Origin of the sequence: Nocardioides sp. NBC_00368 (assembly GCF_036090055.1) — a bacterium.
Lineage (GTDB): Bacteria > Actinomycetota > Actinomycetes > Propionibacteriales > Nocardioidaceae > Nocardioides.
On record NZ_CP107970.1, the window covers coordinates 364,106 to 388,436 of the forward strand.

The window sequence follows — 24,331 nt, forward strand, 5'->3', positions numbered from 1 at the left end:
CTCCATGGGCTGTGCATTCTGCTGAACAACCCGGTTAGTTTACGACATTCCGCCCTTCAGGTTGCGGGTTCTGGCGGCCGACACTGGTGCGGAGCCAGCACCAAGTCGAGGAGCGAACATGCCGCAGAGATTCGTGCCCAGCGACGCCGGGGACCTGTACTCCCGCTCGGCGATCCTGGATCCCTATCCCCACTACTCCCGGCTTCGCGCCCAGGGGTCCGTGGTGTGGCTGGAGCGCCACAAGGTGTACGCCCTGCCGCGGTACGCAGAGTGCAAGGCCGCGCTCCTGGCCGACTCGACCTTCGTGTCGGGCGCGGGCGTGGCGCTCAACCCGGTCACCAATCGGCTGGCTCTCGGCACGACGCTGAACAGCGACGGAGCCCAGCACGACGAGCGACGCAAGCTGGTTGCGCACCGACTCACCCCCCGCGCGCTTCGTGAGATGCACGACCAGGTGGACGCCCAGGCCGAACGCGTCGTGGTCTCGGCCATCGAACGCGGCCGAGTGGACGGCGTCGAGGACCTGGCGATGGCGCTGCCGATGTCCATCGTCCCCGACCTGGTCGGCTGGCCCGATGAAGGTCGTGACCGCCTGCTGGCGTGGGGCGCGGCGACGTTCGACGCACTCGGCCCGATGAACGGCCAGGCGATCCGCAGCATCCGGCCGAGCGTGCAGATGCTTCGTTACGCGCGTGACGTCGCCAAGGACCGCCGGCTGCGTGAAGGCAGCCTGGGCGGCGACCTGTTGCAGGCCGTCGACGAGGGCCGTCTGGACGCCGCCGAGTGCCCGAAGCTCCTGGTCGACTACCTGGCACCCTCGATCGACACCACCCTCAGTGCCATCGCCAGCGCGCTTCACCTGTTCGCTCTGCACCCTGACCAGTGGCAGGCGCTCCGCGCGGACCGCAGCCTGCTGCCCAACGCGATCAATGAGGTCGTGCGTCTGGAATCACCGCTACGAGCGTTCAGCCGCAAGGTCGCCACCGACACGACCCTCGCTGACGTGGAGCTGCCCGCGGGCAGCCGGGTGCTGGTCATGTACGCCTCCGCGAACCGGGACGAGCTGGTGTGGGAATCGCCGGAGGCCTTCGACATCACCCGGGACGCGACGCAGCAGCTCGGCTTCGGCCACGGCACCCATGGATGTGCCGGCCAGGGGCTGGCCCGGCTCGAGACGCGGACGATCCTCGGACACCTACTCGACCGGGTCGAACGAATCGAGCTCACCGGACGGCCGGTGTGGGCCGTCAACAACATCATCCACCGCCTCGAGCACCTTCCGCTCGAGCTGATCCCCGCGAGGTGACCGCCATGAAGATCGACGTCGACTACGCCCGGTGCGAGGGCCACGGTCTCTGCGCCGAACAGGCCCCCGGCATCTTCTCCCTCGATGACGACGCCGAGCTGATCTACCACGCCGAGGGGGCCGAGGTGGCGTCCGACGAGGTGGCCCGGGCGCGGGCGGCCATCGCCTCATGTCCGGTGGCAGCCTTGCGGGAGGTCCCGTGACACGCCCCGACGCCGTTGTCATCGTCGGTGAGTCGATCGCCGGGCTGACCGCTGCGCGGGAGCTTCGCAACCGCGGTTACGCGGGCAGCCTGACCATGATCGGACGTGAGCCCGACGGCGCCTACGCGCGACCGCCCTTGTCGAAGGAGGTGCTGCGCGACGCGAAGAAAGAGGCACATCTCGCCTACCCCCACGCAGACCTCGACCTGGCGCACGTCAGATCCGCAGCCGTGGAACTCGGCACCTCGTCGAGGATCGTGACCACGGCCGACGGACGGTTCGTCCCCTACGATGCGCTGCTCATCGCGACCGGTGCAGATGCTCGCCGCCTGGCGCGCCCGGCCCAGACAGGAGAGCTGGTCCTGCGAACACTCGCGGATGCGCGCCTGATCCGTCGGCGCATCGAGCGCGCCCGATCGGCGATCGTCGTGGGCGCGGGCTTCCTCGGCCTGGAAGTTGCCAGCGCGTGCGTAGCGCGCGGAGTCGAGGTCACCGTGGTCGACAGCGAATCCCCGCTGCTCCGGCACCTCGGCCCCTTCATGTCCGGGCACGTTGGTGCTCACCTGACCCGACATGGAGTCCGGCTGATCCAGGCAGCCAGACGCGTTCATCTGGTCGGCGATCCGGTGACCGGGGTGGCACTGCCGGACGGAGGCGTGCTGTCCGCAGACCTGGTCGTCACCTGCGCCGGTGACGTACCGGCCGTGACCTGGCTGTCCGGGACCGGCCTCGCGGGCTCCTGGGGAGTAGCCATCGACGAGCGATGCTCCACGTCGATTCCTGGCGTGTACGCCGCGGGGGACGTCGCCTACCTGACTCCTGGGACGGGTGAGCGAGCCAGCCGGGCACCGTTCTGGTCCAACGCGGTGGCTCAGGGCAAGGTGGCTGCTGCCTCGATCCTGGGTGAGCCGCGGCCACATCCCCCGAAGGACGACTACTTCTGGACCGAGATCCTCGGCCTTCCGATCAAGGTGGTCGGGCCCCTGCCGTTGCACGGCGATCCCGTGTCGATCGAGGGAGACGTCGACGAGGGTGATGCGATCCTGCGCTGGGAGTCGCCCGGCGCGGCCAGGACCGTGGTCGCCTACGGTCGCAAGATCCCGGTCGGCCGTCTGAGAACGATGACCAACCCGTCAGGACCCCGATGAACCCGACTACCGTCCTGGCCGCAACCCTCGCTGCGGTCTTCGTCGCATTCGGCACGGCCAAGTTGCTCGCCGTCGCGTCGATGCAGACACGAGCTGCCCACGTCGGATTCAGCGTCGGCGCCTTTCGGCGAATCGGCGCGCTCGAGGTTGCCGGCGCCGTCGGGCTCCTGGCCGGTGCGTACGTGCCCCTGCTGCGTGCGGTCGCCGCCATCGGCCTGCTGCTCCTGCTCACCGGTGCCGTGATCACGCATCTACGCAACGGCGACGGCATCAAGGCAGCGGCACCGGCTCTCTTCCTCGCGATCCTGCTGAGCATCCTCGTGGTGATCGAGATCCGCGTTTGGGATGACGTGGTGTCAGGGTTCCTTCAGGACCGGCTGCTAACTTGGGCGGCGCCGGACTGTTGAGGATGACGACGCAAGGGGGCGTATGGGCTCGGGGGCCAACGCGGCGATCTCCTGCCGTTTTCGTCGCGCCCCGTTCTCCGGGCGCCAACCGCGTGTCGTGGTGGCCTTGCTGGCTGCGATCGTATTTGCGGTGCACCTGCTGAGCATGCACAGCGCACACCACGGCGACTCCGGCCATGCTCCTGAGTCGGTGCGCGAGGCGGCGGCGCAGGGCGCAGGCGATGTCGTCGACACTGATCGCCGGACGGTCCACCAGGGTCCCGAGGGCGCCCACGCCCACGATCTCGGCGGTGCCGCCGGTAGCGCGGCTGTGCTGACGATCGACCATCCCCACGGCGAGGTCGACTGCGGCGAGATCACCCAGTCGCGCCTCGGAGTCGCTGCCTCGGTGCTGGTGCCCGCGCTGGGGTGTCTGTGGGTCGTCCCTCCCGCCGCGGGATATCTCCGCGCTCAAGGGGCTGTAGATCTGCCTCGGTCGACCCCTCATCTCGTTCGTGAACTAGGCGTGCAGCGGGTGTAGGAGCCGGTGTCGTTTCGACACCTCCTACCTCACCTCAAGCACTTTTTCGACTTCATGAACGAGGAACTTTGGCGTGCCCGAAAACATCCATGACTCCCTGACCACATGCGTCGGTGATACCCCGCTGCTGCGGCTGGCGCGCTGCTTCCCAGACCCTGACCGGGAGGTGATCGCGAAGCTCGAGATGCTCAACCCGGCCGGGAGCATGAAGGACAGGCCGGCGCGCTTCATCATCGAATCCGGTCTGGCTTCCGGTGAACTGCGCCCTGGGATGCGGCTCGTGGAGAGCACCTCGGGAAATCTCGGCGTCGCACTCGCAACGATGGCCAAGCTCCACGGATTGGCCTTCACCGCGGTGGTCGATCCCAAGACGACCCCGACCAACCTTCGACTTCTCCAGACCGTAGGGGCGGAGGTGGAGCTGGTGACGGAGCGCGACGACAGCGGTGGCTACCTGCACACCCGGGTCCGCCGGGCACAGGAGCTTGCCGAGTCCAGCCCGGACAGCGTGTGGGTCAACCAGTACGCCAACGACCTCAACTGGCGCGCCTACTACGAGACCAGCGGTCGCGAGGTCCTCGACGCGATCCAGACCCCGGTGGACTACCTGGTGGCGGCCGTCTCGACCACGGGGTCGCTCCTGGGGCTGTCCAGGCGGCTTCGTGAGCGTTATCCCGCGATGCAGGTCGTGGCCGTCGACGCCGTCGGGTCGGTCATCTTCGGTACGTCCGCGGGACCCCGCGAGATCCCCGGCTACGGCGCGAGCCGTGTCCCCGAGCTGCTCAGTCGCTCGGAGATCGACCACGTGATCCACATCGACGACGCTCGAGCGGCGCTGGGCTGCCGGCACCTGGTTGCGACCGAAGGTGTCCTGGGCGGTGGGTCATCGGGCGCGGTGGTCGCCGCCATCGCGCAGTTTCTGCCGACCACGCCGGCGGGCAGCCGTGTGCTGACGGTGCTACCGGACCGGGGGGAGCGGTACCTCGACCTGGTCTACGACGACCAGTGGCTCGAGACGGTCTCCACGGTCGGCGGGCTGGCTGATCAGCGGCCGGACGTTGCCACGCGGTCATGAGAGATCAGATGACCCTGCGGCGTACGGACATGGGGCTGCTGTGGATCGCACAGTTCGTCAACACCGCCGGGTTGATGGCGCTGGTGCCGATCATGCCGCTGTACATGGCATTGCTCGGCGCCCCCGACGCCACCGTCGGGCTCTGGGCAGGGGCCGCGATCGCGGCCCCCGCCCTCCCGCTGGCGATCACGACACCGCTGTGGGGCCGACTGGGTGACCGCATCGGTCCCAAGTGGATGGTGGTCCGCGCCCTGATGGGCTTGTGCGCGGCGATGGCCCTGATGGCTGCCGCTGGCAGCCCTCTGAGCCTCCTGGTCGCGCGGGTCGTACAGGGAACGTTCGGAGGAGTGGTCGAGGCGGCTGCGGCGTACGTGGGATCGACCGCATCTGAAAGCAGCCGCGGACGAGCCCTTGGCCGCTCCTACAGCGCCACCGCGGCCGGAGCCCTCGCGGGCCCGGTCGCGGGTGGTGCGCTGGTGGCCACGGGCGACCTGCGACCGCTTCTGATCGGGATCGCCCTCGTGGCCATGCTGCTCGGGTGTGTCTGTACGGTCCGGCTGCGGAACCCGCACGACGCACGGCGTCTGCCGGCCGAAGCAGAACCGGCGCGATCCGCCCTCCTGTCCGTGTGCGCCCGCATCGGCTGGGTCCCGCTGGCCGGTGGCTTCCTGGCCTTCTTCGGTGTCTACGGCCTGATCCCGATCTACGCGGCCTTCGTCACGGACATGGTCGCCGAGCCCGGTCAGACGGGTCCGTGGGTGGGAGGGCTGCATGCGGTGATGTGGGCCGGCACCCTCGTGGGTTCCCTGTGGTGGGGCAGGTTCAACGACAGAACCGGTCTTCCGCTGCGCACCCTGGTCATCGCGAGCGGCATCACAGCCGCTACCGTGCTCGTCCAGGCGGCTGTGGGTTGGCTGCCGCTGTTGGTGCCGCTGCGGTTCGTCCAGGGCTTCTGCTTCGCGGCCCTGGCGCAGTCACTGATGCTCTACGCGTCCCAGAGGGCCGGGCAGCACGAACGCGCTGGATATCTCGGCGTCGCCAACAGCTTCCTCCTAGCGGGCCAGTTCCTCGGCCCCCTCCTGGCGGGCAGCGCGATGGCCGTGCTCGCCCCGGCCGTCGGCGTCCTGATCACCGGCATCAGCGTGGCCTCCACGGCCCTGCTGCTCTCGCTGTCGGCCATCACGACGTCACGTGGCCCACGTCGCACCGCATCCCGCGGATGGTCGGTGCCTTTCATGGTGGGACGGCGGTCCCGGCAGACCGGTCGGCATGCTGCCGCTCGTAAGCCGCGTCACCGCTCCTCGCCTCGACCCGCTGGAAGGTGGGCGGACAGACCGGGGACAGCGACGCGGGACAAGGTCCCCGTCGAATGAACGACGCCAGGACGAGGAAGCGGCCTGGCTCGAGGAAGGGTGAGAGCCATGGCATTGTTCGCGATCCGGGACTACCGGCGCCTGTTCGGCGCGCAGGTGATCGCACTGTTCGGAACCGGTCTGGCCACAGTTGCGCTGGGTCTGCTCGCCTATGACCTGGCCGGCCCTCGCGCCGGCGCGGTGCTCGCGACCGCGTTGACCATCAAGATGGTGGCCTACGTCGTGGTCGCGCCGTTGGCAGCGGCGTACGTCGATCGGTTGCCTCGGCGCTTGTTTCTCACCGTCCTCGACGTGGTCCGGGCGTTGGTGGTCCTTGCCCTGCCGTTCGTCACCGAGGTCTGGCAGATCTATGTGCTGATCGGCGTTCTTCAGACCGCGTCTGCGGCGTTCACCCCGACCTTCCAGGCGGTGATCCCGGACATCGTCACCGAAGAAGCCGACTACACGCGAGCGCTGTCCGCCTCCCAGGTGGCCTACACGATGGAGAGCCTGCTGAGCCCGGTGCTCGCAGCGGTCGCGCTCTCGGTCATGTCCTTCAACCTGCTGTTCCTCGGCACCGCGTTCGGGTTCGCCGCCTCCGCGTTGCTCGTGCTCTCCTCCCGTGTTCCCAACGCCCGCCCCAGCCGGCGTGCCGGGCCTGTGGATCGGGTCGTCTCGGGGATCCGGACCTTCGCTGCCGTTCCCAGCCTGCGCGCCGTCATGGCCCTCAATCTCGTGGTTGCGGCCGCTGGATCCATCGTCGTGGTCAACACCGTGAACTACGTCCGCGACGTCCTCGGCGGAACCCAGTCCGACGTGGCCTGGATGCTCGCGGCCTCGGGATCAGGCACGCTGGTGGCGGCTCTCGTCCTCCCGCGAGTCCTGGACCGCATCGGGGAACGGGTCGTGATGCTCACCGGGGCGACGGTTCTGGTGGTAGCGGTCGCCGCAGCCTTGGCGACGGCGACCACGGGCGTCGCCATCTCCTCGCTCACCGCGATCATCTGGGTCGCGATCGGCGGCGGGATGGCGCTCATCATCACCCCGACCGGCCAGGTGCTTCGGCGCTCGGTCGAGCCGGATGCCATTCCCGAGGTCTTCGCGGCCCAGTTCTCGCTCTCGCACCTCGCCTGGCTGGTCACCTACCCCATCGCGGGATGGGTTGCCACCAACGCCGGCTTCGCGCCCACCTGGACCGTGCTCGCCACTCTCGCCGTCATCGGCGCGGTCGCCGCGCCGGCGCTGTGGACACGCGAGGAGGCGGCGACGGAGAGCGGACTGGTCGTCGAAGCCGCCGGGGCGGCGGGCCCTGGGAGAGTCGAAGTGCTCGTTCGTACGGCGGCGGAGACCGCCGAGGGCACCCTCGCTGCGTGCCAGTGCTCGTGCGTGCACGCCGTGTGAGCCTGTCAGGAGCCTGTGGCGGTCTACAGCCAGAGCGCTGTCGGCTGCTGCAGGCTCCAGGCCGGAGGGCGATCGCTCATCCAGCCCGACGGCACGCGGCGGGGTTCTGTCGCAGTTCCACGTTGTCCCTCACGATCTTGCGCTCCACCCAGCTGTTGCGAGCCACCGAGAAGTTGCCGGCGTAGGAGTTCCTGAGCACACGCAGGGAACGCACGTGATTGTCGACGACGCGGAGGTTGTTGCATGCCTTGTTGTCCCGGACCATCAAGGTTCCCCGGTTGTCGCGGACCACGAGATTGTTGGCGATCGACATCTCGCAGATCGCCACGTTGCGGGAGTTGCGGACCATGAGGTTTCGTCCGGCGACGGGGTCCACGCGGCACCCGGCGGCCCCGATGGTGACGCGCTCGACCACGTTGCGGACGTGGATGTTCTTGCCGACATGTGTATCCGTGATGCTGACCACCCTCGGTGCACCGGTGGTGCGGACATTGCCGGTGATCCTGGAATTGGTGATCACGCAGCGGGCGTCGTCCGGGATGACTACGTGGCGGAACGTCCGGTGGTCGTAGCTGCCGTCGCAGACGAGATCGGGCGGCAGCGCCTGGGCGCTGAGGACCGGCCCCACCACGGGTGCGAGCGCGCCGATGAGAAGGAAGACGACGAGCTGCTTCATGTGAACCCTCCGAGTTCGGGCGATGTGTGTCTTCATGACGCGCCAACCTGGACATGTGTTGCACGCACTCGACGAACAACGCGACTGAGCCCCTCTCCCGATGAAACGGGGGAGGGGCTCACGTCAGTCCGCGCTCTACGGCCTAGATGTCGTAGTAGAGCTCGAACTCGTGCGGGTGCGGGCGGAGCTGGATCGGGAGGATCTCGTCGTTGGTCTTGTAGTCGATCCAGGTCTCGATCAGGTCGGGGGTGAAGACGTCGCCCACGGTGAGGAAGTCGTGGTCGTTCTCCAGGGCCGACAGGACGGCGCCGAGGGAGGTCGGCACCTGGTTGATCTCGGCCATCTCGTCCGGCGGCAGCTCGTAGATGTCCTTGTCGATCGGCGCGGGCGGCTCGATCTTGTTCTGGATACCGTCGATGCCGGCGAGGAGCAGGGCCGAGAAGGCGAGGTACGGGTTCGAGGACGGGTCCGGGAACCGGGTCTCGACGCGCTTGGCCTTCGGGTTGGTGCCCGTGATCGGGATGCGGACCGCGGCGGAGCGGTTGCGCGAGGAGTAGACCAGCGAGATCGGAGCCTCGAAGCCCGGCACCAGGCGGTGGTAGGAGTTCACGGTCGGGTTGGTGAACGCGAGCACCGACGGGGCGTGCTTCAGGATGCCGCCGATGTACCAACGGGCCATGTCGGAGAGGCCGCCGTAACCGGTCTCGTCGTAGAACAGCGGCTCGCCGGCGTTCCAGATCGACTGGTGGACGTGCATGCCCGAGCCGTTGTCACCGAAGACGGGCTTCGGCATGAAGGTGACCGTCTTGCCGGCCTCCCAGGCGGTGTTCTTGACGATGTACTTGAACTTCATGACATCGTCGGCCGCCTTGAGCAGCGTGTCGAACTTGTAGTTGATCTCCGCCTGGCCGGCGGTGCCGACCTCGTGGTGGGCGCGCTCGACGAGCAGGCCGGAGGCCTCGAGGTTCTTGACCATGACGTCGCGCAGGTCGGCGAAGTGGTCGGTGGGGGAGACCGGGAAGTAGCCGCCCTTGTAACGGGTCTTGTAGCCCAGGTTGTCCGACCCGTCGGGGTTCTTGTCGGCACCCGAGTTCCACCAGGCCTCGACGGAGTCGATCTTGTAGAACGACTCGCCCTCGGAGGTGTTGTAGGCGACCTTGTCGAAGATGAAGAACTCCGCCTCGGGGGCGAAGAAGGCGGTGTCACCGATGCCGGTCGAGGCGAGGTACGCCAGCGCCTTGCGCGCGATGTTGCGCGGGTCGCGCGAGTAGGCCTCGCCGGTGATCGGGTCGTGCACGAAGTACATCAGCGCGAGGGTCTTCGCCGTACGGAACGGGTCGATGTAGGCAGTCGTGACGTCCGGGTACAGCGCCATGTCGGACTCGTTGATCGCCTGGAAGCCGCGGATCGACGAACCGTCGAAGGCCATCGGCTCCAGGTTGAACGACGACACCGGCACCGTGAAGTGCTGCTGAACGCCGGGTAGGTCGACGAAACGGATGTCGACGAACTCGACCCCCTCGTCAGAGATGAACTTCAAGAGCTCGTCGTCAGTGCTGAACATCAATCCTCCTTGGCTCACCCGGGCGGGAAGAGCCAGATAGGTCTCTCGCGATCGAGGCCGGGTCCTCGTGGGCCCGACCGTGCCACGCAAATTACGAAGGGACGGTTGCACAGGAGTGTCGCAAATGTTTCAGGCATGTAACAGGTTGTGTGATTTGATCGGCAACCATCCCGATCTCATCCTTCAAGACGTTGCCGCCTACGCTTGCCGGTGTGACCAGTTCCGCCACCCCTGTGACGCCCACTCTGCCTTATCCGACCGCGAGCTGGGGCAGGCGCGTCCTGGCGCTCTTCATCGACTGGCTCGCATCGTCGCTGGTGGCGTCGGTCTTCCTCGGCGTGCGCGCGCTGCCGTTCGGGTCGCTGCTCGCCGGCGTCGACCCGCGGCCGACCGACAACCTGTGGATCCTGGTCGTCTTCGTCGTGCAGACGGCGGTCTTCACCACGCTCGGTGGCGGCTCCTTCGGCAAGCTCGTCACCCGGCTGCGCACGGTGCGGGTGTCGCAGGGGGAGCCGGACGTACGCCCGCCCGACCCGCTGCGGAGCATCGCCCGCCAGATCCTGGTCGTCCTCGTCGTACCTCCGCTGGTGTTCCGGCCCGACCGGCGTGGTCTGCACGACCTGGCGGCGGCAACGGCGACCGTCACGCTTCAGACCTATCGACACGTGTTTCGCCGCGTGAGTTGAGTCCTCTCCGAGGGTAGGTTGGAGCGGTCCGCCGCAGGAGCGGAAACACGAAGGGAAGCTCAATGACGCACAACCGTACTCTCGGGCCACGTGGCCTCTGGCGCCGTGCCGCTGCGGCGGGCGTGCTGGCCGTATCGCTCTCGGGCCTGGTGGCCTGTGGTGGCGGTGGTGGGGCCGGCGGCGCCAGCGAGGGTGAGACGGTCTCGGCCGGGGACATGACCGAGGTCATGAAGAAGGCCACCGACATCGACACGGCCCACTTCACCACGAAGATGGACGTCAAGGCCTCCGGCCAGGCGGTCTCGATGACCGGTGAGGGCGACATCCGCAAGGAGCCGCCGGCCCAGCACTCCACCATGAAGATGAGTGGTGGCTCGATGGACATGGACCTCGAGACGATCCTCGTCGACGAGAAGATCTACATCAAGGGCATGATGGGCGACTCGTGGATGACCGCGAGCGCCGACGATCTCGCCAAGATGGGCGGCACCAGCCTGGAGTCGATGAGCAACCCGCTCGCCTTCTTCGAGGGCATGGAGGACTCGATCAAGTCTTCCAAGTTCGAGGGCGAGGAGAAGCTCGACGGCACCGACACCAAGCACTACAGCTTCACCGTCGACTCCGCGAGCCTGGCCAAGAGCCTCGGTTCGGACAGCGCCAGCGGCATGCCCGAGACGATCGAGCAGGACATCTGGGTCGACGGCGACGGCCTGCTCCGCAAGGCCGTGGTCGGCATGGGTGACATGGGCACCGTCGAGATGGTGCTCACCAAGCACGGTGAGGACGTGACCATCGAGGCGCCGCCCGCCGACCAGGTCACCGACATGCCGAGCATGGCCGGCTGACAGCCAGATCTCGTACGCAGCAGGGCCGGTCCCGTTGGCGGATTCTAGGGGTCCTTGCAACACCTGATGACCTAAGTGGCTGTCAGTAGATCACGCAGACGCTCGGCTGGGGTATCCCAGTCGAGCGTTTTGCGTGGTCGGGCGTTGAGTTCCTGGGCGACGTGCTCGAGGTCTTCGGCCCCGTGGATGGATAGGTCGGTGCCCTTGGGAAAGTACTGACGTAGCAGGCCGTTGGTGTTCTCGTTCGACCCGCGCTGCCACGGCGAGTGGGGGTCGCAGAAGTAGACCGGTACGTTCGTGGCGACCGTGAACTGTTTGTGGGCGGCCATCTCGCAGCCTTGGTCCCAGGTCAACGAGCCACGCAGGTGGGCGGGAAGCGACCCGATCAACGGAACCAGCACGTCACGGACTTCCTCGGCGGTGTGCCCGCCCGGGAGGTGTCCGAGCATCACGTATCGGGTGCTGCGCTCGACCAGGGTCACGATCGCGGACTCGCTGCGGGTGCCGACGATCAGATCGCCTTCCCAATGACCGGGCACAGCACGGTCCTCGACCTCTGGTGGCCGCTCAGAGATCATCACCATCGGGTCGATGAACCGCGGTGTGCGCTGGTCGGGCTGCTTGCGTGGTTTGCGGCGGGTGCGGCCAGTCCGCAGCGCTGCGGCCACCTCGCGCCGTAGACCGCCACGGGCCTGGACGTAGATGGCTTGGTAGATCGTCTCGGCGCTCACACGCATGCTCTCGTCGTCGGGGAACTCTTTGACCAGAGCGTGGCAGATCTGCTCGGGCGACCAGTGCACCGCGAGCTTGCCGGTGACGAAATCGCGCAACCGACCGCCCGCAGCGAGCTTGCTGTGCTTCGGCCTGGCACGGTCTGTGGCCCAGCCCCGCTGAGCAGCGTAGGGACGGTAGACACCATCGACTGACCGGTTGTCCAGCTCCCGCTTGATCGTCGAGGCCGGCCGACCTAGCTGCCGCCCGATCTCGCGCAGCGAGGCCTTGTGCTGACGCAGGTCTGCGATCGTCTCGCGCTCTGCCAGTGTCAAGAACCGCGGATGCAGATCTGCTTCCAACACCGTCATCGCCGGCGCTCGCCGCGCATCCACGTGGGTGGTCATCCCCGTGTTGTAAACCACCCGACGCCCATCAGGACGAAGGCGCGAGCCGTTGCTCTTCCGGATCCCCTTGTCCCAGTCCTCAGCGGTCCGCTCGTGGATCCCAACCTGGGCAGCAGCTTCCCGCCGCCGAACCCCTGAGGAGCGAAGCCGGTCATACTCCGCACGCCCTGGATGCCCGCCCCTGCCGCCAGGCGTGCCCTGAGCACGCATCCCGGCCTTCCGCGCCCACGCATAGGCCGTGTTCCGGTTCATCCCGACCACACGCGCAGCCGCCGAGACACTGCCACCCTCACGATCCAGCGCCTCGAAGAACCGAACCTTCAACTCCGCAGACAACACGATCCCCGCAACTCCTGAAACTCAGGGTGTTGCGGGGATCGCTAGAGCCCGTCGTTCGGGGCCGGCCCTGTGTCGTCTCGTGGGACCGTGGTCGCATGACTCTCGACCCCGAAATCACGCGCCAGATCGAGGCCAACCGCGCCAACTGGGACGCGCGCACCCCGATCCACGTCGCCAGCGACTTCTACGGCATCGACGGCTCTCGTCCCGCCGAGTCCTGGTTCGCCGACTACGAGTGGACCGACCTCGGCGACCTCACTGGCCGCGAGGTCGTGCACCTGCAGTGTCATCTCGGCACCGAGACGGTCGCCTTCGCGCAGCGTGGTGCGGTGACGTACGGGCTGGACATCTCGGCCGAGGCGGTCGCGGCGGCCCGCCGGATCGCGGAGCAGCGGGGGTTGGCCGTCGACTACCACGAGGCCGACGTCCACGACGCCGTCGAGGTGCTGGGGGCGGGCAGGTTCGACGTCGTCTACACCGGCAAGGGCGCGGTCTGCTACTTGCCCGACATCGACCTGTGGGCGCGGGTCGTGCACGACCTGCTCAAACCCGGCGGGTTCGTCTACCTCGCCGAGTTCCACCCGCTCCTCGACGCCCTCGGCGAGGTGCCCGAGCCGGGCCGCGAGGACTCCCTTGAGCTGCGCCACGACTATCTCTCGGGCCGCGGCGCGATCGCGAAGGACTCGACCCACACCTACACCGATGGCCCGGCGCTGGGCACCGCCACGACGGCGTTCGAATGGCGTCACGGGGTCGGCGAGGTCGTCACCGCCCTCGCGGGCGTGGGCCTGCGGATCGAGCTCGTGCGCGAGGACGAACGGCTGCCGTGGCCTCGCTTCCCGTCGATGGTGACGGGGGAGGACGGCTGGTTCAGGCTGCCCGAGCAGGCGCCCCGGATCCCGTTGCTCTACGCGATCCGGGCACGCCGGGCGGGGTGATCAGCGGCCGCGGAGGTTGCCGCGCATGCCCTTCATCGAGGTCGGGACGGGGCCCTTCGGGATCGGCATGGTGCCGCGGGTGGCGTCGACGGCCTTGAGGCGGTTGATGATGTCGGTGATCTCCGGACCGGCGACCTGGCGGCCGAGCTTGGTGACGTGCTTGGTCAGCTGCGGCAGTGGCACCTCGTCCTCGCCGTTGCCGGCGACGACGGTCGTGATCGGCACCTCGCCGAGGACCCGGGCGTGGTTGCGCTTGGTGCTGGCCAGCAGCGAGCGGACCTTGCTCGGGCTGTTGCCCTCGCCGACGAGGACGACTCCCGGAGGGCCGACCACGCGGTGCACCAGCGTCTGGCTGCGCGGCTCGACACCGACCGCCTGGGTGACCGTCCAGCCGCGGCGAAGCATGGTCAGGGCTGCGTACCCGCCGCCGATCTGGCCCTCGAGCCGGGAGTACATCACCTTCTGCGCACGCCGCGAGAAGACCACCATGGCGGCGAGGAGGCCGGCCAGGAGGGCGCCGACGATCGTGAAGATCCAGGAGAAGATGCCCTCACCGGGCAGGAGCCAGAAGATCACGCCGGCGACCGCGGCGACGACCACGAAGATCGAGACCAGGATCAGGCCGATCTTGGGGTCTGACTGCTTGGTGAGCTTGTAGGTCTCCACCATCTGCTGGCGGCGACTCATGCTGCTCGGATCGGTCTGGGACATCTTCCTCTTTCAGTTCTTGTACGCAGGGACTCAGGCCACGGAGGAGGCGTCACGCGCCTCGATCGCCTGACGGTACAGCCGACCGGCGCGGTAGGACGAACGAACGAGCGGTCCGGACATGACGCCGGAGAAGCCGATCTCCTCGGCCTCGGCCTGGAGCTCGATGAACTCCTCGGGCTTGACCCAGCGCTCGACGGGGTGGTGACGCACGCTGGGGCGCAGGTACTGCGTGATCGTGATCAGCTCGCAGCCGGCCGCGTGCAGGTCGCGCAGCGCCTCGGAGACCTCTTCACGGGTCTCGCCCATGCCGAGGATCAGGTTGGACTTGGTGACCAGGCCGAAGTCGCGGGCCTGGGTGATCACGTCGAGGCTGCGCTCGTAGCGGAAGGCCGGGCGGATCCGCTTGAAGATCCGCGGGACGGTCTCGACGTTGTGGGCGAGCACCTCGGGACGGGACTCGAAGACCTCCGCGAGCAGCTCGGGGATGCCGTTGAAGTCGGGGATCAGGTTCTCGACGCCGGTCTCGGGGTTGAGCTCGTGGATCTGCTTGACCGTCTCGGCGTAGAGCCAGGCGCCGCCGTCGGCGAGGTCGTCGCGGGCGACGCCGGTGATCGTGGCGTACTTCAGTCCCATGGTCTGCACGGACTCGGCCACGCGGCGCGGCTCGTCGCGGTCGAGGTCGGTGGGCTTGCCGGTGTCGATCTGGCAGAAGTCGCAGCGGCGGGTGCACTGGTCACCGCCGATGAGGAAGGTGGCCTCGCGGTCCTCCCAGCACTCGAAGATGTTGGGGCAGCCGGCCTCCTGGCACACCGTGTGCAGGCCCTCGGACTTCACCAGCGCGGTGAGCTCCTTGTATTCCGGCCCCATCTTCGCTTTGGTCTTGATCCACTCCGGTTTGCGTTCGATCGGAGTCTGCGCGTTGCGGACCTCGAGACGGAGGAGCTTGCGACCTTCTGGGGCAGGAGCTTGAGTCACCCCACCAGCCTACGCCGGGGGAGGGTGGAACCCCGAAGCCAGGCGGTTACTGGACGGTCACTCCGCTTCAGTGCGCGATCGAGCGCCCGCTCAGCCCAGGCTGGGGGTGAGCAGCGGGACTCGCGGGGTCTTGGCCGGGTCGGGCTTGGGCTCCAGGCTCGGGCCCTGCTCGTAGTCGCGCCAGGAGAGCATCTCGGCGATCTGCGCGTGGAGCACCGGCATCGCCTCGGCGTTGCCGATCTGCTGGCCCGCCTCGATCGAGAGGGTGGTCACCCCGGCGTCGGAGATCCCGCACGGCACGAACCGCTCGTACCACCCCAGGTCGACGTCACAGTTGAGCGCGATGCCGTGCATCGTCACGTGCTGGCTGACCCGCAGCCCGATCGCGCCGACCTTGCGCTCCAGGCGGCGTACGCCGTCCGGGGTCTCGCCCGCGGGCAGCCACACGCCGCTACGGCCCGGGACCCGGTAGGCGGTGACGCCGAACTCGGCGCAGGTGCGGATCATCGCCTGCTCCAGGCGGCGTACGAAGTCGACGACCTTGACCTTCTCGGGCAGCCGCACGATCGGGTAGGCCACGATCTGGCCGGGCCCGTGGAAGGTCACCTCGCCGCCGCGGTCGACGTCGATCACGGGCGCGCCGCCCGGGTCCGCGGGGCGGTCCTCCGGCTTCGTACGCTTCCCGGCGGTGTAGGTCGGCGGGTGCTCGAGCAGCAGCACGGTGTCGGGCTCTTCGCGGTCCACGACGCGCTGGTGGATCTGCTTCTGCAGCTCCCAGGCGTCCAGGTAGTCGATCGTCCCGACCTCAACGAAGCGCAGCTCAGTCACACCCGAGATCGTACGCCGGGCCGGATAACGGTTTGGCGATAACCCCACGGGGGTAAAGACATTGTGCACAGAATGCGCTTGTTTCGACTGGCCGCGCTCGGGAGCGATCGGTCATCGGATCAGTCTTGAAAGGCACACCAGACGTGCGTACCACCCAGAACCGGCGCCGCCTCGCGGCCGCCGTCCTCGTCCTGGCCACGACCGGCGCTCTCGCCGCGTGCGGAGCCAGCGACGAGGGAGACAAGAGCACCAGCAAGGCTTCGGCGTCCGATGCGACGCCGGACTTCGAGCAGGGTGCCAAGCTGACGGCTGACGAAGCTCACAAGGTGCTCGATGACGTCATCAAGGGCACGAGCACGGCACGCTACGCCGTCTCCATCGAACCAGCCGGCGGCAGCGAGGCGATCGAGGGGAGCGGGAGCGGTGAGATCCAGATGGATCCGCTCTCGGTTCGGGCCACCGGGACGGTGACTCAGGACGGGGAGACGATGGATCTCGACTACGTCGTTCTCGGTGAGGACGAGATCTACTCCAAGGTCGAGGGGGAGTGGGCCAAGAACGGACTCGCGGCATTGACTGTCCTTGCGCTTCCGCCGGCGAGCACGGTCATCGAAGCGACGCGAGCAGCGATCGAGCCGAGCAGCACGGTCTATGTCGGTCAGGAGTCGATCGACGGCGTCGACGCGGCCCATTACACCTTCACCTCCGGTGAAGAGTCCGAGGCCGGCACCGAGGAGCCGGTCGATTTCTATGTCGGCTCGGGTGACCGGCTCATGCGCGTGTTCATGAACCTCGAGGACATCGCGACCATCACGTACGACCTGTCCCACCACGGCGAGAAGGTGACGATCGAGAAGCCCGATGGCGAGATCACGGACATGACCGACATGGATCTCGGCTGATCCGACCCTCTGTCATGGCCGGGATGGGCACCCGGCGTCGCAGATGCGTCGCGGCGCGGTCCGGACTGGACCGCGCCGCGACGTACTGATTGTTGGTCTAGCCTGCTCAGATCTCGAACTGAGCAGCCTCGAGGCGCTTCTTCACGTCCTGGAGGAAGCGGCCGGCGTCGGCGCCGTCGACCAGGCGGTGGTCGTAGGTCAGCGCGACGTTGACCATGTAGCGCACCGCGATGGTCTCGCCCAGGTCCGGGTCGTCGATGACGACCGGACGCTTCACCACAGCACCGGGGCCGAGGATGGCGACCTGCGGCTGGTTGATGATCGGGGTGTCGAAGAGCGCGCCGAACGAGCCCAGGTTGGTGATCGTGAAGGTGCCACCGGAGAGCTCGTCCGGGGTGATCTTGTTGTTGCGCGTGCGGTCGGCGACATCGGCGATCTTCTTCGCGATGCCCGCGATCGACAGGTCGCCGGCGTCCTTGACGACCGGGGTCAACAGGCCGCGCTCGGTGTCGACGGCGAAGGCGATGTTCTCGCGGTCGTAGTAGGTGACCGTGCCGGCCTCGACGTCGATCCCGGCGTTGAGCTTCGGGTGCACCTTGAGCGCGTCGATCGCAGCCTTGGCGAAGAACGGCAGGTAGGTCAGCTTGACGCCCTCACGCTGCAGGAAGCCGGCCTTGTTGGCGTCACGGAGGCGGGCGATGTTGGTGACATCGACCTCCATGACCTGGGTCAGCTGGGCCGCGGTGTGCAGCGACTCGGTCATCCGCTCGGCGATCACCTTGCGCAGGCGCGAGATCTTCTCGGTGGTGCCACGCAGTGGCGACGGGGCGGCCGGGGCCGCCGCGGGGGCAGCGGGGGCCGCGGAGGCTGCCGGAGCCGGGGCTGCCGGAGCAGCGGCAGGAGCCGACTTGGCGGCGGCCGCCTGGAGGATGTCCTCCTTGCGGATACGGCCACCGACGCCGGAACCCTCGACGGTGTTGAGGTCGACGTTGTGCTGAGCGGCGAGCTTACGCACCAGCGGGGTGACGTAGCCACCGGGCTGGATCGCCGGGGAGCTGTCGGTCGCCGGGGCGGCGTGAGCCGGCGCCGCCGGAGCCGGGGCGGGAGCGGCCGGAGCCGGAGCGGGTGCGGCAGGCGCGGGTGCAGCAGCGGCCGGAGCGGGCTCGGGGGCCGGAGCAGGAGTCGGCTCGGCGGCAGGCTCCGGGGCGGGCTCGGGGGCGGGCTCGGGGGCGGGCTCGGGAGCCGGCGCGGCGGGAGCGGGCGCGGCAGCCGGGGCGGCGCCGGCGTCACCGACCAGCGCGAGCACGGCGCCGACCTCGACGGTCTCGTCCTCGGCGACCTTGATCTCGAGCAGGGTGCCGGCCACCGGCGAGGGGATCTCGGTGTCGACCTTGTCGGTGGAGACCTCGAGCAGCGCGTCGTCCACGGCCACCGCGTCGCCGACCTGCTTGAGCCAGCGGGTGACGGTGCCCTCGGTGACCGACTCGCCCAGCGCGGGGAGGGGGACCTCGGTGGCGTTGCCGCCGGCGGCGGGCGCCGCAGCGGCAGGTGCGGCCGGAGCGGCGGGCTCGGCAGGCGCCTCGGGCTCGGCCGGAGCAGCAGGGGCGGCCGGAGCCTCAGGCTCGGCGGCAGGAGCGGGAGCGGCGGCCTCGGCGGGCTCGTCCGCGGGAGCGGCAGGAGCGGCCGGCGCGGCGGCCGCCTCGTCGTCGGCACCGATGACGGCGAGCAGGCCACCGACCTCGACGGTGTCGTCCTCGGCGGCCTTGATCTCGAGCACGGTGCCCGCGACCGGGGAGGGGATCTCGGTGTCGACCTTGTCGGTGGAGACCTCCAGCAGGGCCTCGTCGACCGCAACGGTGTCGCCGACCTGCTTGAGCCAGCGGGTGACGGTGCCCTCGGTGACGGACTCGCCGAGTGCCGGGAGAGTTACTTCGGTGGCCATGGGTTCCTTCGTTCTACGTCTGTTCGTTGCTCTACTTGTATGTCCGGAAACGCGCGCCGTCACCACCGAGGCCGAAGGCTCGGTGAGGAGAGAGACGCATCGGTCTGGGCCGACACCTGCCCGACGCACGCATGATGCCGCCGGAAGGGCGGCCAAGGGCGTCGATCACGGGCCCATCTTGTCACTACCCCCGCAGCGCTGTGTCAACCGGACCACTACTGATCGGTAGCCATCTCGCGTACGTAGTCCACCAGTGTTGCCACCGCCACACCCGTGCCTCCGGGAGTCTGATGGCCCGAGGCGCCCCCGCTGTTGAAGGAGGGGCCGGCGATGTCGAGATGGGCCCAGGGAAGGCCTCCGGTGAACTCGCGCAGGAACGCCGCTGCGTAGAGGCCACCACCCCAGCGGATCCAGTCGTGCTGGTTGAGGTCGGCCACCTTGGAGGAACGGATTCGCTCGTCCATCCATTCCGGGATGGGCATCGGCCACATCTGCTCCCCGGCGACGTCGGCGGCGGCGAGGACGCGCTCGACGATCTCCTCGGAGCCGAGCACGCCGCTCACCTTGTCGCCCAGCGCCGCCACCATGTGGCCGGTGAGCGTGGCCACGTCGATGATCACGTCGGGGGAGACCTCGGTCGCGCGCGCCAGCGCGTCGGCGAGGATCATCCGTCCCTCGGCGTCCATGTTGGAGACCTCGACGGTCGTGCCGCCGTAGTGGGTGACGACGTCGCCGGGCCGGTAGGAGGAGCCGGAGACCATGTTCTCCGCCATCGGCACGAACGCGGAGACCTTCACCGGAAGCCCGAGGCGGGCGATCGCGAAGGTGGCCTGGGCCACCGCGGCCGCCCCGGCCATGTCCGACTTCATCGTGGACATCGAGTTGCCCGGCTTGATCGTGAGGCCGCCGGAGTCGAAGGTGATGCCCTTGCCGACCAGCGCGATGTGGCCACGGGCGTCGTCGGGGGAGTAGGTCAGCTCGACCAGGCGCGGCCTGGCCTCCGAGCCCATGCCCACCGCGAGGATGCCGCCGCAGCCGAGCTCGGCGAGCTGCTTTTCGTCGTAGACGGTCGTCTCAACGCCGTCGACCAGGCCGGCCACGTGCTCGATGGCGTCGGCGAACACCGGGGGAGTCAGGTCGGCGGGCGGGACGTTGACCCATTCGCGGGTGCCGGCGACCGCCTGCGCCAGGATCTGCGCCTCCTCGAAGGCGGTGACCGCGTCCGTACGCCGGGCGATCGCGCTCAGGATCGCGACGTCGCTCGGGCCCTTGCTCTCGCCGCCCGACTTGCCCGACTTGTAGGCGGTGTAGGTGTAACCGCCGAGGAGATAGCCCTCGGTGACCGCCCGGACCAGCTCGGGGGTGTCGGCCGGCAGCGCCACCGCGACGGAGGTCGCGTTGGGCACGGAGCGGGCGGCGGCACCGGCGGCGCGGCGTACGGCATCGGCCGAGTAGGTCCCGTCGGCATCGGCCTTGCCGAGACCGACCAGCACCAGGAGCTGGGCGCCGATCTCCCCGCCGGCGGGCAGGCGGGTGACCTCGCCGGCCTTGCCGCTGACGCCCAGGGTGGCCAGCATTCCGCGCCACTTGCGGCCGTAGGCGGCCTTGACGTCCTCCGCGCCGATCGTCACCTCGACGTCCTTCGCGCCCGTGCCGACGCCGACGACGACCGCCTCGGCACGGGTCTTGGCGGGAGAGGCGGTACGCAGCGTATAGCTGATGTCAGGCAGGGTCACGCCGTGCAGTCTAGGTGTGGCACGCCGGAGGAGGGGCCACGGACCGGGCTGTGTCGACCAGGTGCGATAGGTTCGCAGCATGGCTGATGAGACCTCCACGGGGGGCGGGTCGGAGCTGCTCCAGTCCCCTCTGCACACAAAGCACCAGGAGCTCGGTGCGAAGTTCGGTGAGTTCGGCGGCTGGTCGATGCCGCTGGAGTACTCCGGGGTCGTCAAGGAGCACACCGCCGTACGCGAGGCCGTCGGTGTCTTCGACGTCAGCCATCTCGGCAAGGTCATGATCAGCGGTCAGGGCGCGGCCGACTTCGTCAACGCCTCGTTCACCAACGACCTCGGCCGGATCAAGCCCGGCAAGGCGCAGTACACGCTGTGCTGTGACGAGGAGACCGGCGGCATCGTCGACGACCTGATCGCCTACTACCGCGACGACGAGCACGTCCTGATCGTCCCCAACGCCGCCAACACCCCCGAGGTCGTGAGCCGGCTGCGGGCCGCCGCACCCGAGGGCATCACCCTCACCGACCACCACCGCGACTACGCGGTGCTCGCCGTCCAGGGCCCGAAGTCCGACGAGCTGCTCGAGGCCGTCGGGCTGCCGGCCGGCCACGAATACATGTCCTTCGTGGAGGCCGCCGCCCGCGACGTGCTCGGTGACGAGATCGGCGTGGTCGTGTGCCGGTCGGGCTACTCCGGCGAGCGCGGCTACGAGCTGATCGTCGCCAACGAGGCCGCCGGGGCGCTGTGGGACGCGCTGCTCTCCCGCGGTGAGGCGCTCGGCGTGCTGCCGTGCGGCCTCGGTGCCCGCGACACCCTGCGCACGGAGATGGGCTACCCGCTCCACGGTCAGGACATCGCCCTCGACGTCACCCCCAACGAGGCCGGGCTCGGCTGGGCCGTCGGCTGGAAGAAGGACGCCTTCTGGGGCCGCGACAAGCTCATCGCCGAGAAGGAGGCCGGCCCCAAGCGCGCCCTGCGCGGCATCGTCGCGGTGGGCCGCGGCATCCCGCGCCCGCACATGACGGCGTCGCTGACCGCCGACGTACCGGTCGGCGAGGTCACCTCCGGCACCTTCTCGCCCACGTTGAAGAAGGGCGTCGGCCTGGTGCTCGTCTCGACCACGGTCAACCCCGAGGCCGAGATCGGCATCGACGTACGCGGCCGCCGCGAGATCTTCCAGCTCACCAAGCCGCCGTTCGTCCCCTCGCACGTGAGGGAGGGTTGAGCGACATGAGCATTCCTGACGTGCCGTCCGTGTTCAAGCAGCCGACCGCGGCCGAGCGGCCGTGGTGGTGGCAGTTCGTCGACGCCTCGGGTGCCGAGGTGCCGGTCGACGGGGACCTCGCCGGCCAGCGCTTCGCCAACCAGAGCGACGCCGAGTCGTGGGTGGGCGAGGTCTGGCAGGACCTCCTGGACGCGGGCGTGGCCGCGGTGGTGCTGTTCGAGCACGACCGCCAGGTCTACGGCCCGATGAAGCTGACCGCCTGAGCCTGCGCCACCGATAGGGTCGGCGGCGTGAGTGCCTATGAGTTCCGCCAGGTCGACGTCTTCACCGACGAGCCGCTGCTGGGCAACCCGGTAGCCGTCGTGCACGGGGCCGACGGCCTCACCGACGAGCAGATGGCCGCCTTCGCGCGGTGGACGAACCTGTCCGAGACCACCTTCCTGCTGAGCCCCACGGACCCGGCCGCCGACTACCGGCTGCGGATCTTCACGGTCAGCGGTGAGCTGCCGTTCGCCGGCCACCCGACGCTCGGGTCCGCGCACGCGTGGCTGGAGGCCGGCGGTAGCCCCAAGGGGGAGAGCCTGGTGCAGGAGTGCGGGGTGGGGCTGGTCGCGCTGCGCCGCGACGAGCGGATCGCCTTCGCCGCGCCCGAGCTGCTCCGCGGCGGCGAGGTCGACGAGGAGACCCTCGGCGCCATCGCGAAGGGCCTTCAGATCGACCGGAGCGACATCCTGGACGCGCGGTGGTGCGACAACGGGCCGGGCTGGGTCGGCCTGATGCTCGCCGACGCGGAGGCTGTCCTGGCCGTCACCCCCGACCACGCCGCCCTGGGCGATCACAAGGTCGGGCTGGTCGGGCGCTACCCGGAGGGCAGCGAGTGCACGGTCGAGGTCCGGGCGTTCTACCCGGCCGACGGCGTGGCCTTCGAGGACCCGGTCACCGGCTCGCTCAACGCCGCCCTCGGGCAGTGGCTGGCGGGGTCCCGGCTCCCCGATGCGTACGTCTCGTCCCAGGGGACCGTCATGAAGCGGAGGGGACGGGTCTACGTCGAGCGGACGCAGGACCAGGTGTGGGTGGGCGGAGACACACTGACCACCATCCGCGGGACCGTCGAGCTCTGACCTAGGCTGGAGCCGTGCAGTCCTACCTTGACCTGTTGACCCGCATCCTCGACGAGGGCGTGGAGAAGTCCGACCGCACCGGGACGGGCACGATCAGCGTCTTCGGTCACCAGACCCGCTACGACCTGGCCGAGGGATTCCCGCTGCTGACCACGAAGAAGGTCCACACCCGGTCCGTCTTCGGTGAGCTGCTGTGGTTCCTGCGTGGCGACACCAACGTGCGCTGGCTCCAGGAGCGCGGCATCACGATCTGGGACGAGTGGGCCGACGAGAACGGCGACCTGGGCCCGGTCTACGGCTACCAGTGGCGCTCCTGGCCGACGCCCGACGGCCGTCACGTCGACCAGATCGCCCGGATCATCGACCAGATCAAGCAGGACCCGGACAGCCGCCGCCACGTCGTCACCGCCTGGAACCCGGCCGACATCGACGACATGGCGCTGCCGCCGTGCCACACGCTGTGCCAGTTCTACGTCGCCGACGGCAAGCTGAGCCTGCAGCTCTACCAGCGCTCGGCGGACGTCTTCCTGGGGGTTCCGTTCAACATCGCCTCCTATGCCCTGCTGACCCACATGGTCGCCCAGGTGACCGGCCTGGAGCCGGGCGAGTTCGTGCACACGCTCGGTGACGCCCACCTCTACAGCAACCACATCGAGCAGGCGCGTCTCCAGCTCACCCGCACCCCGCGGCCGCTACCGACGCTGCGCCTCAACCCGGACGTCAAGGACATCGACGCCTTCGACCTCGACGACATCACCCTCGAGGGCTACGACCCGGCTCCTGGCATCAAGGCCCCCGTTGCCGTCTGAGGCGGCCTCGACGCGGGTTGTGATGGTCGCGGCCGTCGCCGACAACGGCGTCATCGGCAACGGCCCCGACATCCCCTGGAAGATCCCCGGCGAGCAGGCCGAGTTCAAGGCGATCACGATGGGTCACACGCTGGTCATGGGCCGCACCACCTTCGAGTCCATCGGCCGCCCCCTCCCGGGCCGCACGACGGTCGTCCTGACCACCGACGAGAACTGGGCCTACGACGGTGTCCTGGTCGCCCACGACATCGACTCCGCCCTCGCCCTGGCCGCGGCGGAGCAGGGCGACACGGTCATCGCCGGGGGAGCGCAGGTCTATGCGGCGGCCCTGCCCTACGCCACCGAGCAGGTGATCACCCGGGTCCATCTGTCCCCTGAGGGCGACGTGCTCTACCCGCCGTTCGACGAGACCGAGTGGGTCGAGACGAGGCGTGAGCCGCACGAGGCGTACGACCGGGTGTTCCTCACCCGTGCTCCCTGACGCGCGAGTAGCCTCCTGGTCCCTCT

Annotated in this window: 25 protein-coding genes; 17 read left to right on the plus strand and 8 right to left on the minus strand. The window is 68.8% G+C overall.

Annotated features, from left to right (window positions below; genetic code table 11):
• Positions 1–118 precede the first annotated feature (118 nt).
• The 8 genes from OG984_RS01730 (at position 119) to OG984_RS01765 (ending at position 7,412) form a co-directional block, all read left to right on the plus strand.
• Positions 119–1,306, plus strand: coding sequence for a cytochrome P450 (locus OG984_RS01730; RefSeq protein ID WP_328529958.1), 1,188 nt, complete (start codon positions 119–121; stop codon positions 1,304–1,306).
• Between the two features lie 5 nt (positions 1,307–1,311).
• Positions 1,312–1,509 carry a ferredoxin gene (locus tag OG984_RS01735; RefSeq protein WP_328529959.1) on the plus strand — a complete coding sequence of 66 codons (198 nt, stop codon included), beginning with the start codon at positions 1,312–1,314 and terminating at the stop codon, positions 1,507–1,509.
• Positions 1,506–2,657 (plus strand): NAD(P)/FAD-dependent oxidoreductase, encoded by a 1,152-nt coding sequence (locus OG984_RS01740; protein WP_328529960.1) that lies wholly within the window; start codon positions 1,506–1,508, stop codon positions 2,655–2,657. Before OG984_RS01735 ends, OG984_RS01740 begins: the two co-directional genes overlap by 4 nt.
• Positions 2,654–3,064, plus strand: a complete 411-nt coding sequence (locus tag OG984_RS01745) for a DoxX family protein (protein ID WP_328529961.1) — start codon at positions 2,654–2,656, stop codon at positions 3,062–3,064. The genes OG984_RS01740 and OG984_RS01745 overlap by 4 nt, the downstream gene beginning before the upstream one ends.
• A 130-nt stretch (positions 3,065–3,194) precedes the next feature.
• Complete coding sequence (locus tag OG984_RS01750; protein ID WP_328529962.1) at positions 3,195–3,584, plus strand: hypothetical protein; 390 nt, start codon at positions 3,195–3,197, stop codon at positions 3,582–3,584.
• 73 nt (positions 3,585–3,657) lie between these two features.
• Entirely contained in the window at positions 3,658–4,659 is a 1,002-nt protein-coding gene (gene sbnA, locus OG984_RS01755) for a 2,3-diaminopropionate biosynthesis protein SbnA (RefSeq protein ID WP_328529963.1), read from the plus strand.
• Positions 4,656–6,032, plus strand: coding sequence for an MFS transporter (locus OG984_RS01760; RefSeq protein ID WP_328529964.1), 1,377 nt, complete (start codon positions 4,656–4,658; stop codon positions 6,030–6,032). The genes sbnA and OG984_RS01760 overlap by 4 nt, the downstream gene beginning before the upstream one ends.
• Positions 6,033–6,080: 48 nt before the next feature.
• A complete protein-coding gene (locus OG984_RS01765) occupies positions 6,081–7,412 on the plus strand; it encodes an MFS transporter (RefSeq protein WP_328529965.1) in 1,332 nt (443 codons plus the stop codon).
• Positions 7,413–7,488: 76 nt separating this feature from the next.
• On the opposite strand, the gene OG984_RS01770 is transcribed toward OG984_RS01765, so the two are convergent.
• Positions 7,489–8,088 carry a hypothetical protein gene (locus OG984_RS01770; RefSeq protein ID WP_328529966.1) on the minus strand — a complete coding sequence of 200 codons (600 nt, stop codon included), beginning with the start codon at positions 8,086–8,088 and terminating at the stop codon, positions 7,489–7,491.
• Between the two features lie 142 nt (positions 8,089–8,230).
• The gene (gene glnA / locus OG984_RS01775; protein ID WP_141794077.1) at positions 8,231–9,652 is read right to left on the minus strand and encodes a type I glutamate--ammonia ligase; all 1,422 of its coding nucleotides are present in this window, start codon (positions 9,650–9,652) and stop codon (positions 8,231–8,233) included.
• A 212-nt stretch (positions 9,653–9,864) separates the two neighbouring features.
• Between glnA and OG984_RS01780 the strand changes: the two genes are divergently transcribed.
• Both OG984_RS01780 and OG984_RS01785 read left to right on the plus strand, forming a co-directional pair.
• The gene (locus tag OG984_RS01780) at positions 9,865–10,338 is read left to right on the plus strand and encodes an RDD family protein (protein WP_328529967.1); all 474 of its coding nucleotides are present in this window, start codon (positions 9,865–9,867) and stop codon (positions 10,336–10,338) included.
• A gap of 62 nt (positions 10,339–10,400) precedes the next feature.
• Positions 10,401–11,183 carry a DUF6612 family protein gene (locus tag OG984_RS01785; protein ID WP_328529968.1) on the plus strand — a complete coding sequence of 261 codons (783 nt, stop codon included), beginning with the start codon at positions 10,401–10,403 and terminating at the stop codon, positions 11,181–11,183.
• Positions 11,184–11,254: 71 nt separating this feature from the next.
• Here OG984_RS01785 and OG984_RS01790 read toward each other — a convergent pair whose 3' ends face one another.
• Entirely contained in the window at positions 11,255–12,511 is a 1,257-nt protein-coding gene (locus OG984_RS01790; RefSeq protein WP_442940997.1) for an IS30 family transposase, read from the minus strand.
• A gap of 224 nt (positions 12,512–12,735) precedes the next feature.
• Between OG984_RS01790 and OG984_RS01795 the strand changes: the two genes are divergently transcribed.
• On the plus strand, positions 12,736–13,578 hold the full coding sequence (locus tag OG984_RS01795; protein WP_328529969.1) for a class I SAM-dependent methyltransferase: 843 nt from the start codon (positions 12,736–12,738) through the stop codon (positions 13,576–13,578).
• Here the strand turns inward: OG984_RS01795 and OG984_RS01800 are convergent, their stop codons facing one another.
• The 3 genes from OG984_RS01800 to lipB all read right to left on the minus strand — a co-directional run bounded on the left by OG984_RS01800 (position 13,579) and on the right by lipB (position 16,092).
• Complete coding sequence (locus OG984_RS01800; protein ID WP_328529970.1) at positions 13,579–14,289, minus strand: DUF4191 domain-containing protein; 711 nt, start codon at positions 14,287–14,289, stop codon at positions 13,579–13,581.
• Positions 14,290–14,319: 30 nt separating this feature from the next.
• Positions 14,320–15,264, minus strand: coding sequence for a lipoyl synthase (gene lipA / locus OG984_RS01805; protein WP_328529971.1), 945 nt, complete (start codon positions 15,262–15,264; stop codon positions 14,320–14,322).
• Between the two features lie 90 nt (positions 15,265–15,354).
• Positions 15,355–16,092, minus strand: a complete 738-nt coding sequence (gene lipB, locus OG984_RS01810) for a lipoyl(octanoyl) transferase LipB (RefSeq protein ID WP_328529972.1) — start codon at positions 16,090–16,092, stop codon at positions 15,355–15,357.
• A 143-nt stretch (positions 16,093–16,235) separates the two neighbouring features.
• On the opposite strand from lipB, the gene OG984_RS01815 reads away from it, so the two are divergent.
• On the plus strand, positions 16,236–16,994 hold the full coding sequence (locus OG984_RS01815; protein ID WP_328529973.1) for a hypothetical protein: 759 nt from the start codon (positions 16,236–16,238) through the stop codon (positions 16,992–16,994).
• A 106-nt stretch (positions 16,995–17,100) separates the two neighbouring features.
• On the opposite strand, the gene sucB is transcribed toward OG984_RS01815, so the two are convergent.
• Together sucB and OG984_RS01825 are read right to left on the minus strand one after the other, a co-directional pair.
• Entirely contained in the window at positions 17,101–18,936 is a 1,836-nt protein-coding gene (sucB, locus tag OG984_RS01820) for a 2-oxoglutarate dehydrogenase, E2 component, dihydrolipoamide succinyltransferase (protein ID WP_328529974.1), read from the minus strand.
• A 215-nt stretch (positions 18,937–19,151) separates the two neighbouring features.
• Positions 19,152–20,672, minus strand: a complete 1,521-nt coding sequence (locus OG984_RS01825; protein ID WP_328529975.1) for a leucyl aminopeptidase — start codon at positions 20,670–20,672, stop codon at positions 19,152–19,154.
• Between the two features lie 79 nt (positions 20,673–20,751).
• Here OG984_RS01825 and gcvT point away from each other — a divergent pair, with 79 nt between their 5' ends.
• From gcvT to OG984_RS01850, 5 genes are read left to right on the plus strand one after another with little or no spacing between them, the layout of a single operon-like run.
• Positions 20,752–21,894, plus strand: a complete 1,143-nt coding sequence (gene gcvT / locus OG984_RS01830) for a glycine cleavage system aminomethyltransferase GcvT (protein ID WP_328529976.1) — start codon at positions 20,752–20,754, stop codon at positions 21,892–21,894.
• A gap of 5 nt (positions 21,895–21,899) precedes the next feature.
• Positions 21,900–22,157 carry a hypothetical protein gene (locus OG984_RS01835; protein WP_328529977.1) on the plus strand — a complete coding sequence of 86 codons (258 nt, stop codon included), beginning with the start codon at positions 21,900–21,902 and terminating at the stop codon, positions 22,155–22,157.
• A gap of 27 nt (positions 22,158–22,184) precedes the next feature.
• Entirely contained in the window at positions 22,185–23,015 is an 831-nt protein-coding gene (locus OG984_RS01840) for a PhzF family phenazine biosynthesis protein (RefSeq protein ID WP_328529978.1), read from the plus strand.
• A gap of 14 nt (positions 23,016–23,029) precedes the next feature.
• Entirely contained in the window at positions 23,030–23,824 is a 795-nt protein-coding gene (locus tag OG984_RS01845; RefSeq protein WP_328529979.1) for a thymidylate synthase, read from the plus strand.
• Positions 23,825–23,846: 22 nt separating this feature from the next.
• On the plus strand, positions 23,847–24,305 hold the full coding sequence (locus tag OG984_RS01850) for a dihydrofolate reductase (RefSeq protein WP_328529980.1): 459 nt from the start codon (positions 23,847–23,849) through the stop codon (positions 24,303–24,305).
• Positions 24,306–24,331 lie beyond the last annotated feature (26 nt).